Annotated in this window: 11 protein-coding genes and 1 pseudogene; 5 read left to right on the top strand and 7 right to left on the bottom strand. The window is 69.9% G+C overall.

Annotated elements, in window-relative coordinates; genetic code table 11:
- Positions 1-303: a hypothetical protein gene (locus ACFOYX_RS15700; protein ID WP_238455195.1), complete on the bottom strand. Its 303-nt coding sequence runs from the start codon at positions 301-303 to the stop codon at positions 1-3.
- Complete coding sequence (locus ACFOYX_RS15695) at positions 297-581, bottom strand: hypothetical protein (RefSeq protein WP_322441150.1); 285 nt, start codon at positions 579-581, stop codon at positions 297-299. Before ACFOYX_RS15695 ends, ACFOYX_RS15700 begins: the two co-directional genes overlap by 7 nt.
- Before the next feature lie 196 nt (positions 582-777).
- Here ACFOYX_RS15695 and ACFOYX_RS15690 point away from each other — a divergent pair, with 196 nt between their 5' ends.
- On the top strand, positions 778-1,593 hold the full coding sequence (locus tag ACFOYX_RS15690) for a hypothetical protein (protein ID WP_322441149.1): 816 nt from the start codon (positions 778-780) through the stop codon (positions 1,591-1,593).
- Between the two features lie 38 nt (positions 1,594-1,631).
- Here ACFOYX_RS15690 and ACFOYX_RS15685 read toward each other — a convergent pair whose 3' ends face one another.
- The 3 genes and pseudogenes from ACFOYX_RS15685 to ACFOYX_RS15675 all read right to left on the bottom strand — a co-directional run bounded on the left by ACFOYX_RS15685 (position 1,632) and on the right by ACFOYX_RS15675 (position 4,339).
- Positions 1,632-3,299 carry a family 10 glycosylhydrolase gene (locus ACFOYX_RS15685; protein WP_322441148.1) on the bottom strand — a complete coding sequence of 556 codons (1,668 nt, stop codon included), beginning with the start codon at positions 3,297-3,299 and terminating at the stop codon, positions 1,632-1,634.
- Between the two features lie 241 nt (positions 3,300-3,540).
- A pseudogene (locus ACFOYX_RS15680) lies at positions 3,541-3,702 on the bottom strand (LLM class flavin-dependent oxidoreductase); the annotation flags it as partial.
- A gap of 46 nt (positions 3,703-3,748) precedes the next feature.
- The gene (locus tag ACFOYX_RS15675) at positions 3,749-4,339 is read right to left on the bottom strand and encodes an NAD(P)H-dependent oxidoreductase (RefSeq protein WP_322441147.1); all 591 of its coding nucleotides are present in this window, start codon (positions 4,337-4,339) and stop codon (positions 3,749-3,751) included.
- A 207-nt stretch (positions 4,340-4,546) separates the two neighbouring features.
- Between ACFOYX_RS15675 and msrB the strand changes: the two genes are divergently transcribed.
- The 3 genes from msrB (at position 4,547) to ACFOYX_RS15660 (ending at position 6,081) form a co-directional block, all read left to right on the top strand.
- A complete protein-coding gene (gene msrB / locus ACFOYX_RS15670) occupies positions 4,547-5,014 on the top strand; it encodes a peptide-methionine (R)-S-oxide reductase MsrB (RefSeq protein WP_322441146.1) in 468 nt (155 codons plus the stop codon).
- Positions 5,011-5,529 carry a peptide-methionine (S)-S-oxide reductase MsrA gene (gene msrA / locus ACFOYX_RS15665; protein ID WP_109805739.1) on the top strand — a complete coding sequence of 173 codons (519 nt, stop codon included), beginning with the start codon at positions 5,011-5,013 and terminating at the stop codon, positions 5,527-5,529. Before msrB ends, msrA begins: the two co-directional genes overlap by 4 nt.
- Before the next feature lie 75 nt (positions 5,530-5,604).
- Positions 5,605-6,081: a heme-degrading domain-containing protein gene (locus ACFOYX_RS15660; RefSeq protein ID WP_322441145.1), complete on the top strand. Its 477-nt coding sequence runs from the start codon at positions 5,605-5,607 to the stop codon at positions 6,079-6,081.
- 11 nt (positions 6,082-6,092) lie between these two features.
- Here ACFOYX_RS15660 and ACFOYX_RS15655 read toward each other — a convergent pair whose 3' ends face one another.
- Both ACFOYX_RS15655 and ACFOYX_RS15650 read right to left on the bottom strand, forming a co-directional pair.
- Positions 6,093-7,448, bottom strand: coding sequence for an RNA-guided endonuclease InsQ/TnpB family protein (locus ACFOYX_RS15655; RefSeq protein ID WP_377534085.1), 1,356 nt, complete (start codon positions 7,446-7,448; stop codon positions 6,093-6,095).
- A 258-nt stretch (positions 7,449-7,706) separates the two neighbouring features.
- Positions 7,707-13,298, bottom strand: a complete 5,592-nt coding sequence (locus tag ACFOYX_RS15650; protein ID WP_322441143.1) for a GH92 family glycosyl hydrolase — start codon at positions 13,296-13,298, stop codon at positions 7,707-7,709.
- Between the two features lie 712 nt (positions 13,299-14,010).
- On the opposite strand from ACFOYX_RS15650, the gene ACFOYX_RS15645 reads away from it, so the two are divergent.
- Positions 14,011-16,257, top strand: coding sequence for a carbohydrate-binding protein (locus ACFOYX_RS15645; RefSeq protein WP_322441142.1), 2,247 nt, complete (start codon positions 14,011-14,013; stop codon positions 16,255-16,257).
- Positions 16,258-16,362 lie beyond the last annotated feature (105 nt).

Here is a 16,362-nt window from a genome sequence, read left to right as displayed (position 1 = left end):
TCAGCAGAACCAGCCGTCCTGCACCCATCCGTTGCGGTTGACGTGGCCGTAGGCGAAGCCGTAGATGTAGCCGCCGCTCCTGGGGCCCTGCACCAGGAAGGTCTGCCCGGCATACAGGGTGCCCATCCAGGCGCCTCCCGGGTCGGTGCGTACGAACAACGAGTCCGCGCAGACGGTCTCACGCACGCCGATGGTGCCGTTGGCGGCCTGCGCCGGCGACGCGATCGCCAGCAGTGCGGCAGCGGTTGCGGCCGCGACCCCGAAGCGGGCCGCGCGCACGGGCCGGGATGGCGATGTCACCATGAGTCGTAGCCTCCGATGCACTCGATGCGCATGTAGCCCCAGTCGTTGGGGCCGAAGTCGAAGGTGGCCGCCCAGCCGTTGTAGACCGGGTGGGCTCCGGGCGTGTGACCGATCTTGTCGCCGTAGTACAGCACCCGCTTGAGGCCGTACGGGCCCGAGACCGAGTCGTAGTTGTCGTAGAAGCTGGCGCTCTGGCAGATGTTGATGGCGTGGCGCGGCACCACATAGGCCTGGGCAGCGGGCGGCGCGACCAACATGATGCCCAGTGCCGTGGCCATGGCAACGGCCTTGGGTAGCAATCGCATATTGATCCCTTTCACTAGAAGGGTGTGCGCGCCAAGGTAGCAGGGCCTGAAAGATGTATGCAAGATGCGGACAAGGTCCGCAGGTTTCCTGCAAGCCGCGGGACAAGGAGATTGCCACATCGTCAGCTGTCGTTGTAGGTTGTCGCCTAACCTTCATCGAGGAGTGACGATGGGCTGGCGACGTACCGCGACAAGGTCCGGTCTGGTGCTGGCCGTCGTCATGGCGGTGACCGCCCTGGTCGCCCCGTCGCCGGCCGTGGCCTGGGGATACGGCGTCAACCGGGTACAGACCGCGGCCGAGGACTCGTGGGCGCAGACCGGCATGGGACCAGGCTGGGTGCTGCTGAGCTACAAGGCCAACGGGCCGATGGTGGGCTACCTGTTCGCCCGTGACTTCGTCTTCGCCGACGGCGTCGTCAAGTCCAGCTTCGACCACATGGACATCCGCGACACCGGTGACGCCAGCGCCGGCAACACCGAGGGCATCACCCGCTGGCCCTGGGGGTACGCCGGCGGCAGCTTCGACGGGTGCGCCTACGCCTACGGCACCCGCAAGTTCGCCATCGAGCGCACCGGCTTCATGTCCTCGAGCTGTGCCGGCGGCCCCAACGTGGTCGGCTCCAGCAACGCCGACGGGTCCCCGGACCAGCTGCGCTGGTGGCACTCCGAGCAGGTGTTCTGCACTGCCAACAGCGTCGACCCGCTGTGCAGCCCGTACGGGGTGTGGAGCGAGAACAAGGGCGGCGGACTCAAGACCACCACGGCCCGCACCACCTGCACCGCCTACGGCAACATCGGCGCCGCCGCAGCCTACGGGTCGGGACCGGCGGTCGCCGTCCATCGACTCGGCACCGCACCGGCCGGCGCCAGCATCGACATCCGGTACGTCACCAAGGACCGTCAGTGGATCATGGCGAAGTGGACCGGGAACCGTTTCGCCGCAGGGATCGCGTGGGCTTTCCTGCCCCGATCCTGCGTATGGTGACCCGCCACCCGCGTTCGGCCACCGGACGCCACGGACCCTTACTGCGCGGCGACGGCCGTCGGCGCGCTGAGTGGGCCCTCGTTTCCGCTGCGGTCCAGTCCGGACACGCAGTAGGAGAGCGGGCGGTCGGCCGGGGCGGCGCGGTCCACCCAGCCGGCGCCCCGGGCGGTGCCGACGAGCCGGGCCGCGTCGCCGTCCACCCGGTAGACGGCGTAACTCGTCGCGCCGTCCCCGCGCCAGGTCAGCACCACCCCGCCGGCGTCCGCACGCCGCGCGGCGGTGACCGCCGGTGCGGCCGGCGACGCCGCCGGTAGCTGCGCCATCGCGGGCACCAGCGCCGGGCCCCCGTAGTGCGCCTTGCTGTACCGGCTGACCGCCCCGAGCTTGTCGGCGCGGACCTGCCTGGCGCTGAAGTGCACGCTTCCGCGCACGCCGAATCGGCGGTTGAGGGCGAGCTGGCGGTCCAGTTCGGCCGGGTCGCGCCAGGCGCCGCGCTCGCCCACCCGGTAGTCGGCCTGGCCGATGTAGAGCTGCACCCGGGTGCCCTGCACCGTGGCCGCCCACCACGGCAGCAGCTTGGCGTAGTCGGCCTTGCCGAACCCGATGGGCCAGTAGAGCTGGGGCACGACGTAGTCCAGCCACTGCTTCCGCACCCAGAGCCGGGTGTCGGCGTAGATGTCGTCGTAGCTCTGCAGGCCCGCGGTCGCCGAGCCGGCCGGGTCGGTGCGCTCGTTGCGCCAGATGCCGAACGGGCTGATCCCGAACTTCACCCACGGCTTGATCGCCTTGATCCGCTCGCTCATCTCGCGGACCAGCGTGTTCACGTTGTCCCGGCGCCAGGCGTCCTTGTCGGCGAACCGCCCGCCGTACCGGGCGAACGCCGCGTCGTCCGGGAAGTCCTGCCCGGCCTCGGGGTACGGGTAGAAGAAGTCGTCGAAGTGCACTCCGTCGACGTCGTACCGCTGCACCGCCTCCAGCATCGAGTCCTCGACGAACCTGCGCGCCTCCGGGACACCCGGGTTGAAGTAGAGGCGGCTGCCGGGCCGGTCGGCGCTGGGATAGGTGACCACCCAGTCGCGGTGCCGCCGCAGCGGATGGGCCGGCGCAAGCTGGTCCACCCTCGGGCCGGGCCCGCCCACCGTGGCCGGCTGCCCGCCCCGGTACGGGTTGAACCAGGCGTGGAACTCCAGGTTGCGGGCGTGCGCCTCGGCCACCATGAACTCCATCGGATCCCAACCCGGGTCGCGGCCGTCGCGTCGCCCGGTCAGCCATTCCGACCACGGCGCGTAGCTGGACGGCCAGAGCGCGTCCCCGCTCGGCCGCACGTGCACGAAGACCGCGTTGTGGTGGTGCCGCACGGCCAGGTCCAGCCAGCCCCGGAACTCCGCCCGCACCGTCTCGGCCGGCAGCCCGCGCCGACTCGGCCAGTCGATGTTGTTCACCGTCGTGATCCACATGCCCCGCAACTCGCGAGGCGCCCGGGCCGGCCGGCCGGCACAGGCGGCGGTGCCACCCGCCGGGCCGGCGGCGGGCCCCGCGCCCAGGACGGCCGCGTCGCCCGGCCCCGGTGCACCGCCGTCGCCGATCACCCGATCCCGCAGCGACCAGGCGCCGACCCCGGCGGCCACGGCGAGCGCGGCGACCACCGCAGCGAGTGCTCGGGTACGACGGCGGCGGGCGGGAGCGGGCGGAGCGGCGGCGGACATTGCCCCAGTCTTCCCAGTGCGGCCCGCGGGGTGAACCAGTTGGACCGTTACTTAACGGTCAGATAAGGCCGACCGCTGACGCTGTGCGGCCACGCGGTGCGGCGGCCCGGCGCGCCGCGACTGAGGCCCCTCGCCGGCGAGCAGCTGCTCGAACGGCGTCGGGACGTCGAAGGGATCAAGGTGGGTGGGCTTTTCCCGCCGATCGACCTCGCGGGCCAGTTCGCCGGCCGCCCGGTCGATCCGTGATCAACGTGGTCGAGGTGGACAGCACGATCTTGTCCGTCCGGGCAGCGACGTGGCCCAGCAGCGTGGTGGGCGAGGACGGGAAGAACGGCGGGTTGTGTTGCTCACCGATGGCGAAGACGTCCAGGCCCACCTCCTCGGCCAGCTTCGCGTACTCAACGGGGGGCCCGGCGAGCGCCGGGCTTCCCCTACCGCCGCGCGGCGGGCTACGTACCGGACTGGGCCGTCGCCATCGTCGTGCCAGCCCGCAGGGTCGCCAACGCGCCGCTCCAGGCCGCCAACTGGTCGAGCATCGTGTTCACCGCATCGACCTGGTGAGGGCCGGGCTTGAAGACGCTGAAGTTCTCGAAGTCGGTGAAGAGCGAGAGGGCCACCTGCGCCCGTACGTCCGCGATCTGCAACTCGGCCACCACCAGGCGCAGGTGCTCCACCGCCCGGGTGCCGCCGACACTGCCGTAGCTGACGAACCCGGCCGCCTTGTTGTTCCACTCGGCGTAGAGGAAGTCGATGGCATTCTTGAGCGCGCCGGACGTGGAGTGGTTGTACTCCGGCGTCACGAAGACGTACCCGTCGAACGAGGCGATCTTCTCGGCCCACCGCAGGGTGTGCGGCTGGGTGTACTGCCCGAGCGACGGGGGCGCCATCTCGTCGAGGTGCGGCAGGTCGAATTCCTTGATGTCGACGAGCTCGTACTCGGCATCGGTGCGCTTGCTGGCGATGTCGTGCACCCAGCGGGCCACGGTCTCGCCGTTACGGCCGGGGCGGGTGCTGCCGATGATGATGCCGATTCTGGTCATGACCGTCCTTCCTTTCGTGTCCCGAGCGCTCGGGAAGCCGTCGGCGGTTACCCCGTCTGCGTGGTTTCGAACGGGCATCGGGCGTTCCGGTCGCCCGCCGAGACGGCGGTTAGTCAAGCGCAGGCGGGGTAGGCCCTGCTGACGTGTCTGGTGCGGGCCGGTTGAACCTGGCCCCTCCTGTCGACGACCCATCGGGGAGGACCGACGGTGTCACACGACTATCGCAAGAACCCGGAGGCGATTTCTCGGCTGTCGCCGGAGCAGTATCGGGTCACCCAGGAAGCCGAGACGGAGCCACCCTTCAACAACGCGTACTGGGACAACGAGGAGCCGGGCCTCTACGTCGACATCGTGTCCGGTGAACCCCTGTTCGCTTCCGTCAACAAGTACGACAGCGGTACCGGCTGGCCGACTTTCACCAGGCCGGTCGAAGCGGAAAACGTGGTCGAACTCCAGGACTCGACTCTCGGCATCACCCGCACCGAGGTGCGGTCGGCGCACGGGGACAGCCACCTTGGCCACGTGTTCGACGATGGTCCCCCGGAAGCCGGCGGGTTGCGTTACTGCATGAACTCCGCCGCACTCCGGTTCATCCCCCGCGACGACCTCGAGCGTGCGGGTTATGGGGAGTACCGCAACGTGTTCGAGCAGGCAGACCGGGGAGCGAAGCGATGACCGACACGACTGAGAAGGCGATCCTGGCTGGCGGCTGCTTCTGGGGAATGCAGGACCTCATCCGCAAACGCGACGGCGTGCTGGCCACCAGGGTCGGATACACCGGCGGGGACGTCCCGAATGCGACGTACCAGAACCATGGCACCCACGCCGAGGCGATCGAGATCGTCTTCGACCCGGCGAAGCTGTCCTACCGGGATCTCCTCGAGTTCTTCTTCCAGGTCCACGACCCGACAACGAAGAACCGTCAGGGCAACGACGTCGGCACCAGCTACCGGTCAGCCATCTTCTACTGCGACGACCAGCAGCGGCAAGTCGCAGAGGACACGATCGCCGACGTCGACGCCTCTGGCCTCTGGCCGGGCAAGGTGGTCACCGAGGTCAGCCCGGCCGGACCGTTCTGGGAGGCTGAGCCGGAACATCAGGACTACCTGGAGCGGTATCCCGCAGGCTACACGTGCCATTTCGTACGGCCGGACTGGAAACTTCCCCGCCGCGGGGAGAGCGGCAGCTAGGTACTCCAGCGCGGGAGGGGACAATCGGTCTTCACCGAACCGGGGCAGTCCCCACTCGACGAGACGGAGGTGCGTATGCCACCTGACCAGGACCCGTGGCCGACGCTGGAGGAGTTGCTGCGGGAGGAGGGCGAGCTGGAGCTGCCGGGCCTGTCGGAGTCGGACGCGTACGAGTTGGGGATGCTGGCCGTTGCCGCCGCGCGGGAGCAGCGGCTACCGATCGCGGTGGGTGTGTGGCGGGCCGGGCGCCAGCTGTTCCACTGCGGCCTGCCGGGTTCGACGCGGGACAACGACGGGTGGCTGCGCCGCAAGGGACGGGTGGTGATGCGGTTCGAGCACTCGTCCCTGTACATGTCCCGGCTCTGTCGGGACCAGCAGGTGACGCTGACGGAGAAGTTCGGGCTGCCGGCCTCGCGGTACGCGGCCGCCGGGGGCGCGGTGCCACTGCGCGTTCGCGCCACCGGCGTGGTGGGTTGGTTCGGCGCTTCCGGGCTTCCGCAACTGGCGGACCACCGCTTCGTCGTTGAGACGCTTCGCACGTTCTCGCGCTAGTGCGGTGTCCACTAACGTTCACCGGGTTTGCAGTGGGTGTTGTGGATCCTCGCCTTGGGGGCGAGCGACTCCCCACCACCGATGGGTGGGGCGGGCCTCCGCGGGCCAACTGACCCTCGCGCCGCCCGGGGTGGGCGGCGGGGGTCACGCCGGGACCGTCCGGCACCAGGCAGGTGCCGGCCGGCTCGACGGTGCGTGACCACCTCCGGCAGCACGACCGCTGCCGGGGTGGTGGATCCGCCGCCCGGGACACGGGTGGCGATGCTGGCGGCCGCGACGAGGTCGCGGTGCCCGGAGAATGCACAATGCGGGCAGGACAAGGTCCTGCCCCGGGGTTTCGGCACCCGCTGGTGGCAGGCGGGGCAGGTGGACGAGGTGCCGCGTTCGTCGACCAGGTGGACGGTGATACCGGCCAAGGTGGCCTTGTCGGTGAGGACCTGCAGGAGCCGGTGGATCTGCCACTGCCGCAACCGCAGGTTGTGCCGCCGCCCCGCAGGCAGGTCCAACACCCCGCGGGGATCACCCACGTGCAGCACACCCACCCGCTGACCCACCGCCCACGACACGACGCTGCGGGCGGCCTCGTGCTGGGCCTGACGCACCCGCCGCCGGTGCCGGCCCTCCACCAGCCGCGCCCGACGCCGGTACTGCCGCCACCGCCGCGATCCCTTCTCACCCGGCTTCGGCGCCCGCCGGGCCACGCCGCGGCGGCGGGCCTTGGTGTCGGCCAGGTGCATGCGGTGCTCGGCGCGGATCGCCCGCCCCGACACCAACAACCCCTCCCCATCCGGGCCGGCCACCGCGTACGGGTGGATGATCCCCACATCCACCCCGGCCACCCTGGCCGGGTCCGGTTCCTGGCCGGGCGGGTAGACCGCCACCGGCACCTCGGCGGTGACGTCGAGGAACAGCCGGCCGCCCTCACACAGCAGGGTGACCGATCGGACCTGCTCGACCGGGTACGGCACCTCCCGCGCCAGACGCACCCACAACGGGGCAGCGCCTTTCGCGGTGGGGATCCGCACCCGCCGGCCGTCGAGGGTGAACGTGCCGTGATACCAACGCACCGGCACCAACCCCCGCCGACGACGCGGGAACCGCGCCGACAGGTCACCGGCGCTGCGGCGTTTCGCCGCCGCGAACCACGCATCGGAGAACCGGCGCAACACCGACCGCGCAGCTGTGGTGTCCAATTCCGCGAACGTGCCCGGCCCCGACCCGGACAACTCCCGACACAACTCCTGATAGCCCACCAGCGGACCGTCCCGGCGGCGGCGGCGCCACGCGTTGACCTCCAACACACACGCCCACACGTCACCGGCCGAGCGCAGCAACCCGAAACACCGCCGCCGCTGCCCCGGCGTCACCCGCAACGCGACACGCGCGGTGCGGTGCACGACCCGCGGCAAGGCGGGATCCCGACGGCGAGGCACGAACCGAAGCCAACACCAGCCCTACGACATTTCCCAACCACCGGCCAACCCGGCCAACGTTAGTGGACACGGCACTAGCCGCCCGCCGGTGCCGTACAGCCGGACCGGCCGCACCGCACCCCGGCAGGGCTGAGAGGCGGATCCTGGGCGGGCCGTGATCACGGCCCGCCCAGGCGCTGTGCTACCCCCTGCTCACTTCGGCCCGGTGACGGTGAACGGCAGCGCAACCCGCGTCCCGGAATCGGCACCCGCCACCGTGATGCTGGTCGAGCCCGCCCCCGCATTCCCCGGAACGCTGACGGTCGCGCCGGAGATGACGCCGTCACCATTCGCCCGCACCGTGCTGGTCGCGAGGCCCTCACCAAAGCTGATCGTGAGCACCTCGTTCGGCGCGAATCCGGAACCGTCGACCGTGATCGACGTACCGCGCGGTCCCGACGTGGTCGACAGCGCCACCTGCGGTTGGTACGTCGGCTCTTCCGGCTCCCCGGTCACCCGGGCGGTCGCCGTCGCCGGTGTCCGCGAGGACGCGCCGGTGGCGGTGACGGAGTACCGGCCGGGCTGCGCGTCACGGGACGTCGCGATTGACGCGTGCACCGCTCCCGCCCCGGAGGCCGCGACGGTCATGCTCCGCGCGGGACTGGTGCCGAGAGTCACGGTCACCTGCTCGCCGGCGGCGAACCCGCTGCCGTCGACGGTGATCGCGTCACCGGCGGCGACGGTGGCGGACGCGGACACCGCGATCGTCGGCTGGAGTCCGCCACGCGCCACTGTCACGGTGAAGGTCTCCGTGCTGCTCGACCGGGTGTCCCAGGCGGTGACGTGCACCGTGTACGTGCCCTCCTGCGCGTAGGTGTGCTGTCCGCTCATCGCACCGGCCGGGCCGATCGTGACGTCGTCCGGAACCGTGCCGTCACCCCACTGGACGCGGGCGTGGTAGCCGGTCGGCTCGGGAACGCCGCCGGTGACCGAGCCGAGGTTCGCCGAGAGGACCTGTCCGGCGGTGGCCGTCTGGTCCTTCGGGGCGGTGGTGGCCAACGCGGGGGCCGGCGTGCCGTCGTCCGCGATGGCGAACACGTGGATCCGGCCCGCCGACCCGGGGTCGCCGGTCTGCGTCGGCAGGGTCACCGAGACGAGCGTCTTGCCCGCCGGGATCTGGTACGGCGCGGTGGCGAACAGGAACGGCTGGGCGCCGTCCCGGCTCGTGCCGCTCAGCCGGTACGCGGCCTTCGCGACGACGATGTTGCCGTAGGACGGGGTGCCGTTCGCGTTGCCACCCAGCGTCCAGTCACTCATCTGGATCGGGATGGTGGCGGTGCTGCCGTCGCTGAACGTCGCCGTGCCGGTGGTGCTCTGGTTGCCCTGCGTACCGGCGCCGATGAACGAAATGCTCTTGGCGTCGGTCGGAAGGTTGAGGACGACCGTCCTGCCGTTGCCGGTCGCGTCGTCCGGCTGCCCGGCCGGGATCGCCGGCAGCGTGAAGTGCAGGCCCCTGCCGGGCACCTGGTGCTGCTGGCCCTGGGTCACGCCGGCTGCCGCGAGGGCGGCCCGCGAGTACGACCACGACTTGGCGTCGCAGTTCGCCGCGAGGGCGCCCTCGTCGCCGATGCAGACGGTGTCGAAGGCCGCGGTGAGGCCCGAACTCGGCGCGTAGGCCACGTCGACGCCGACGGTTGCCGAGCTCTGGCTGCTGCCGTCGGTCACCGTGACGCCGGCCTGGTGGTAACCCGGCTTGGCGTAGGTGTGCGAGCCGCTGACGCTGTACACGCCGCGCGAGCTCACGGCCAGCGTGCCGGGGGTGGCCGGCGAGCCGTCACCCCAGTCGATCGTGGCCTGGTAGCCGGTGGCGGTGCCCCCGGTAACGGTGGCCAATGGCACCGACACCGCGGCACCGGAGGTGGCGTGCACGCTGCTCGCGGCGGTGACCGCAACGGCACCGCCGCCGAGTTCGACGTCGCCGCCGGCGAGCAACTCGATCTCGGCGAGGGTCGTCTTCTCGGCGCCGACCGTCTTCGTCACGGCCAGGCGGAACTGCGCGAACTGCCCCGGATCGCTGATCCTGAACGGCCGGGTCTGGGCGCGCCACGGGAACGCTTCGCCGCTGCGGGAGTCGACGGTGGTCCAGGTGATCCCGTCGTTGGAGCCCTGCAACCGCCAGTCCGTCGGGTCGCCCGCACTCGCCCCGGAGGTGAGCGTGTAGTAGGTCGGCGTCTGCCTGCCGCCGCGGAACACCCAGGTGATCTGCGGCGTGCCGGTGGCGAAGGTCAGCTGGGTGGTCGACGAGTCGTCGAACAGCTTGGCGGCGTCCTGCCCGCCGCTCGCGGTGGCGGCGCCGAGACCGGGGCCGGTGGTGTCCTGCAACGGCTTGGGCACGGCGTTGCCCTGGGTCAGGGACGGTGGCGCGTCGGTCTTTCCGGTGCCCCAGGACGACGGATTCGCGCCCATCTGGAAGTCGATCGTGCCGCCGCGGGCGAGGACCGCCGAGTCGATGGACGTCTCGCGCTGCGCCTTGCCGTTGACCTCCACGCCCTGCACGTAGACGTTCCTGGTGCTGTTGTTCGGCGCGTTGACGACGATGTCGCCACTGTGCCGGTGGACGGTCATCCGGGTGAACTGCGGCGAGCCGATGGCCCAGTTGGACGAGCCGGCCTGCAGTGGGTAGATGCCCAGTGAGCTGAGGATGTACCAAGCGGACAGCTCCCCGTTGTCCTCGTCGCCCGGATAGCCCTGGCCGATCTCACTGCCGACGTAGAGGCGCTGCAGGATCTCCCGCACGATCGCCTGCGTCTTGGCGGGCGCGCCTGCGGAGTCGTACATGTACGGGATGTGGTGCGACGGTTGGTTGCTCATGCCGAGTTGGCCCATGCGTACCGCCCGCGCCTCGAGCATCTCGTGGATCGTTCCGCCGTACCCGCCCGGATGGTCGGCGTTCTCCGGGGTGGCGAAGAACTGGTCGAGCTTCTCCTTCAGCGCCTCCTGCCCGCCGTACAGGTTGGCGAGCCCCTGACCGTCCTGCGGGGCGGTGAACGCGTAGTTCCAACCGTCGGTCTCGGTGTAGACGCCACCCCAGTCCAGCGGGTCGCCGGCGAGGAAGTTGCCGGCCGCGTCGCGTCCCTGGAAGAACTTCGTCTTCGCGTCGAAGAGGTTGACGTAGTTGCGGGCCCGCTGCAGGAAGTACCGCGACTCCTCGTTGAGCCGGTCGCGCTCCGACTTCGGCGTGGCCGGGTCCTTGGCCAGGGCCGCGCCCATGTTGCCGATGCCGTAGTCGTTGATGAAGCCTTCCAACGCCCACGACACCGACTCGCCGGTGGAGGTCGGCGTGTACCCGAGGAACAGGGAGGTCTCGATGCCCTTGCGGCCGAACTCGCTGCGCCCGGACGCCACGGTCGCGTCCTTGACCGCCGCGTCGTAGGCGCCGAGCGGGTCGGGCAGCTTGACGCCGTTGAGGTACGCCTGGGCCATCGCGACGTCCGCGCTGGTGCCGGTCATCAGGTCGGCGTAGCCGGGCGACGACCAGCGGGCGATCCACCCGCCGTCGCGGTACTGCTGGACGAACCCGTCGGCGATCCTGGCGGCGACGTCCGGGTACAGCAGCGAGTACGCGGGCCAGACCGTGCGGTAGGTGTCCCAGAACCCGTTGTTGACGTAGATCTGCCCGTCGACGATCTTCGCGCCGGTCTGGGTGGCCGTCGACGGACCGGTCGGCGCCGACACCGGGCTCGCGTACCGCCAGTGCGGCGCGGTGGCGGTGCCGGTGTTCTCCGACTGCGAGTTCGGATACAGGTTCAGCCGGTACAGGTTCGAGTACAGGGTGACCAGTTGCGTCTCGCTCGCCCCCTGGACGTCGATCCGGCCGAGCCGGTCCTCCCATGCCGCGGTGGCGGCCGCGTGGACCTGGTCGAGGCTGTTGCCGGTGACCTCCAGGTCGAGGTTCCGGTGCGCCTGGTCGACCGAGATGAACGACGTGGCGATGCGCAGCGTCACCTGCGAGTTCCCGGAGGTGTCGAAGGTGGCGGAGGTGGCGGAGGACGTCGTCGGCGCCCGGTCGAAGGTGCCGGACACGAACATCCGGCTGCGACCGGCCGACAGGCCGCTTCCGTTGTCGACCCAGCCGGTGAACGTGCCGTCCGTACCGATGGTGAACGTGCCGTTGTAGAAGACGAGGCTTCCGGTGGCCTGCCCGGACGGGAAGGTGAACGCCATGATCCCACCGTGGTCGGTGGGCGACATCCGCGCGATCAGGCCGTTCTGCAGGGTGACCTGATAGAAGTCCGGCCGTGCGATCTCGTCGTCGTGGCTGAAGGCGAGCGCCCGACGGCTGGGCGCGCCGGTGAGCGATCCGCCCGCCGGCACCGGCATGACCGACATCTGGTTGCGATCACCCATCCACGGGCTGGGCTCGTGCGAGATCGCAAGTCCGTGCAGCGTGGGCAGGTTCGCCGCGTTGTTGTTCCGCTGGTACTCGTACTCCCAGGAGTTCGAGGTGGCGTTGGTGACGGGCGTGAAGAAGTTGAAGCCGTTCGGCATCGCCGAGATCGGCAGGTTGTTGCCGCGCGAGAACGAGCCCGACGCGTTTGTCCCGCGCCGGGTGTCGACGTAATTGGTCAGGCTGGAGTCGTCGATCGGCGTCGGAGCGGCCGTTAGCGTGATGTCGTCGAGCCATCCCTGGAAGCGGGTCGAGGCCGTCGCGTGGGGATCGTCGTAGGCGAGCAGGATGCGGTCGATCGTCTTGCCGTTCGCGACCGCCCCGATGTCCGACCGCACCGCGTTCCACTGGTCGGCGTAGAGCACCTTCGACGCGCCCTGCCCGGCGGCTGTGAGCGGGTATCCGTGCTGGTCCACGGGCGAAAGCAGGCTGAGGTAGCCGCCGTCGGTGAAGTGCAGGTCGACCGCCGCGTAGGTGGACGGATACCGGGTGTCCTGGCCGGTGAACTCGGGGAAGATCTTGTAGGACAACCGGGTCTTCGGCCCGACCGGGATGTCGACGTCGAACAGCTTGTTGGTCGCATACGAACGACCGTCGGCCTCGGCGCCGCCCGAGTATCGCAGCGAGGCCAGCCCGGTGAATCCGGCCCCGGGCTTCATGTTGTGCCCACTGACCGGCCCGGCGCCGACGACACTGACCATCGGGGTGGCCGGCGGCCTGACGTTCGAGCCGTCGCTGATGTCCCAGTCGGCGAGCTGAACGAGGGAGTCACCGGAGTTCGCGGAGACATTCAGCCGGTAGTAGCCGTAGGCGGTCGTGTTGCTGAAGCTGTAGGTGTTCGTGGCGAACCGGCCGCTGAAGCTCTGCCCGGTCTGCCGATTCAGGTCGGTCCACGTGCTGCCGTCGTTGGACCCCTGCACCGTGAAGTCCCTGGGGTCACGGGTCGGTGCGTCGTTCGCGGAGGTCAGCGCGTACCGCACCACCGCCGCCGGTTTGGCCAGCTGGTAGGTCACCCAGCCCGTCGGGCTGAACGCCAGCCACTTGGTCGACGGATTGCCGTCGGTGAGGTTCGCGGCGGTCTCGTTCGGCGGGTTCTCGGCGCTCGCGGTCACCGCATCGACCTGATCGAGCAGGCTGCCGGGCAGGCCGGTGGGGCTCGAGCCGCTCAGGTTCGCCTGGACCGGCTTACCGCTCGCGTCGACCTCGACGGTGCTCGCGGCGGGCTGTGGGTCGGCCGACTCGAACGAGGAGCTGAAACTGCCGGGCGACGCGGGTGCGGCACTGGCCGCAGGTGCGGCGACGAGCAGTCCCGCCGGCAGCAGGACGGCGGCTGTCGCGGCGATCAGTCGGGGGGACAAAGGGCGCGCAAGGGACGGGTACGACATGGGGGCAGGGCCTTTCGACTCGATCCGGGTCGAGTGCGTCGAACGTCTGGGCGGGGAGGACGGTGGCGTGGCTACTGCGGTCGATCGATTGCCATGGAACGCGAATGTGCTTACCGGGCGCTCAGGCCGGGGGAACCGCCGGTCGGCGTGGGCGTCGGCGCCCTCGTCGGCGCCGGCACGACCTGCTGATCGGCCTGATCCGGGGGCGACGTCGAACAGGTGTAACGCAGCGCCGTCCGAGGTGGACCGCCGCTCCACCTGGGCGACCGCTTCGCTCCGGCCGGGCCGTGACGTCGCCGGGAAGACGCGGGCTCGACCGACGGCGTCATGGCGCCACCCGGCAGGACGCTCGCGCCAATGGTGCCGACCCGGGCATCTCGGCCATGCACTCTCCTTCGGAGTTGCACCGTGCGGGCCATGACATCGTTGTCACAAGGACGCGTGACCTACGAAGACAGGCGTAGTGGACTGTCGCTGATAGTTCCGGCCACACCACGGCCGTGTCAATGGTCCAGCACGAGAGCAGGACTTAAAACGGATGTTGAATTAAGTATTGGCAATATCTTGACTTGAGCCTTGGCGGGGAGCAAAGCTCGCTGACGCCAGCACCGGCCGTCCCACGGGTGCCTCCGGCTCCCGAGGCCGAAGCGTGCGCAAGGACGCTCCCCCGACCCAAGGAGGCGCCGTGAGGCGACCCACCATCGCGGCGCTGGTCGCCGCGTCGGCAACAGCCGGTGTGCTGTGCACAGCCGCGCTGCCGGCGGCAGCGACGGCAGGTACCGCACACCGTGGCCCTGCCGTGGCCGGAACGTACTCCACCGAGGCCGGGAACGGGTGGCACCAGCTGCCCACCGTCCACGTCGGCGACGACCCGGGCGCACCCGCCGACGCGACCGTTGTCGTCGACCCCAGCGAGACGCGCCAGCGCTACTCCGGGATCGGCTTCTCCCTCGACGAGACGAGCGTCTCCAACCTCTGGAAGCTCAGCCCGGCGAAACGCGAGGAGGCCATCCGGCTGCTCGTCGACCCGAAGCACGGCGCGGGACTCGACCGGTTCCGGGTGACGATCGGCAGCCCCGACGTCATCGAACATCTGCCCTTCTGGTCGGAGGACGAACTGCCCGCGGGCGTCACCGAAGACTTCGGCCTGAACTACTTCTCCATCCAGCACGACCTCGACCTGCACATCATCGACACCATCAAGCTGATCCAGCGCTACAACCCGCGCGCCACCTTCTTCGCCTCCGCGTGGAGCGCCCCGGCGTGGATGAAGACGAACAACCGGTTCACCGGCGAGGTCGCGCTCCGCCCGGGCAGCACCACCAGCTACTACCAGGTGGGCAAGCTGCGCGACGACTGCATCGACGTCTTCGCCCGCTACTACGTGAAGTTCGTCCAGGCGTACGCGAAGCACGGCATCCACATCGACGCGCTGACGCTGCTGAACGAGCCCGGCATGGACGTCGTCTATCCGGCCATGGACATCAGCGTGGCGCAGCAGCAGAAGCTGGCTCTCGCGATCGACCGCGAGTTCGCCGCCGCCAGGCTCGACACCGAGCTCTACGTGCATGACTTCAACTTCTGGGACTGGCGCGACCCGAACAGCACCGAGACGAAGAACTACTACCGGATCCTGCAGGACGCACCGGACGGCTCGGTGACAGGTGAGCAGGTGCGTGCGGCGACCGACGCCATCGCCTTCCACCCGTACTGGGGCGACCCGACGGTCATGCGTGACGCGTACGAGCAGACCGGCAAGCCCGTACACATGACCGAGACGAGCGACCTCTCCCCCGCCACGATCCTGAACTACTTCCGGCTGAACGCCAGCTCCTACATTCTCTGGGCGCAGGCGACGGACCAGGACGGTGGGACGCTGCACTGGACGGGCGAGCGGAACAACAACATCGACTGGGAAGAGGTCGGCCGGACGTCGAAGTGGCCCGACCGCCTGGTCAAGGTCGACACCACGAAGGGCGACTTCAGCGTCCGCAACGAGCTGTACCAGCTGGGACAGTTCGCGCGGTACCTGAGCCCGGAGGACGTACGGGTGGAGTCGAGCGCCGCGGCGAACGGCGTTAGCAACGTGGTCTACCGAGGCGAGGCGAACCACTTCGTCGCCGTGCTCGGCAACAGCAACGATGCCGCCACCAGGGTACGTGTGGTGCTCGCCGGCCAGTCCTTCGTCGAGACGGTGCCCGCGCATTCGTTCGCCACGTTCCGGTGGAAGGCACCGCTGCCGCCGACGAAGGGCAATCACGCGCCGGTGCTGGACAACGTGGCCGATGTGGTCGCCGACCAGTACCACCCGGTGCGGGTGCCGCTGACGGCCACCGACGCCGACGGCGACCGACTCGCCTTCTACGCATCCGACCTGCCGGAGGGCACCAGCATCGACGCCGCGACGGGGGTGGTGACGCTTCGTCCCACGGCGGCCGGTGAGCGCGACCTGACGGTCGTCGTCACCGACGGCGTCGCAAGCGACAAGCTGACCGTCCATGTGACCGTGCGGCCGCACGGCGCACCGGTCGGCGAGAAGGTCGAGGCCGAGTCGTACGTCGAGCAGCACGGCTGGGCCGATGGAGGTGGCAACTTCGTCGAGAGCAACGCCGCCGCCAGCGGCGGCAGGAACATCGGCTGGACCGCCGCCGGCAACTGGCTGAAGTACCGCGTCGACATCGCCCAGCCGGGAACCTACGACCTGGAACTGCGGGTGGCCAACGGCACGGGTGCCGCCGTGGCGGGTGCGGTGTCGTTCCGTGACGCGAGTGGTCAGGTGCTGGCAACGGCGTCGGTGCCGGACACGGGCGGCTGGGCGAGCTACCAGTCGGTGCACGTGCCGGTCGCCCTGACGGCCGGCGACCAACTGGTCACGGTGTACTGCGAGAAGGGCGGGTTCAACCTCGACTACTTCCGGCTCGCGCCGCAGTAGTGCGGCGGGCGACTCGGCGTCGGGGTTGAGCCAGCAACCGCCCTAGATCGTTGACCGGAATTTCGCTCCTGGTCAGCAGGGGCTAGTGATCGTAGGCGATCAATG

The sequence above is a fragment of the Micromonospora sp. GCM10011541 genome (assembly GCF_042650725.1).
Lineage (GTDB): Bacteria > Actinomycetota > Actinomycetes > Mycobacteriales > Micromonosporaceae > Micromonospora > Micromonospora sicca.
Note: the sequence above shows the minus strand (reverse complement) of the source record. Positions and strands in the feature narration are given on the sequence as shown.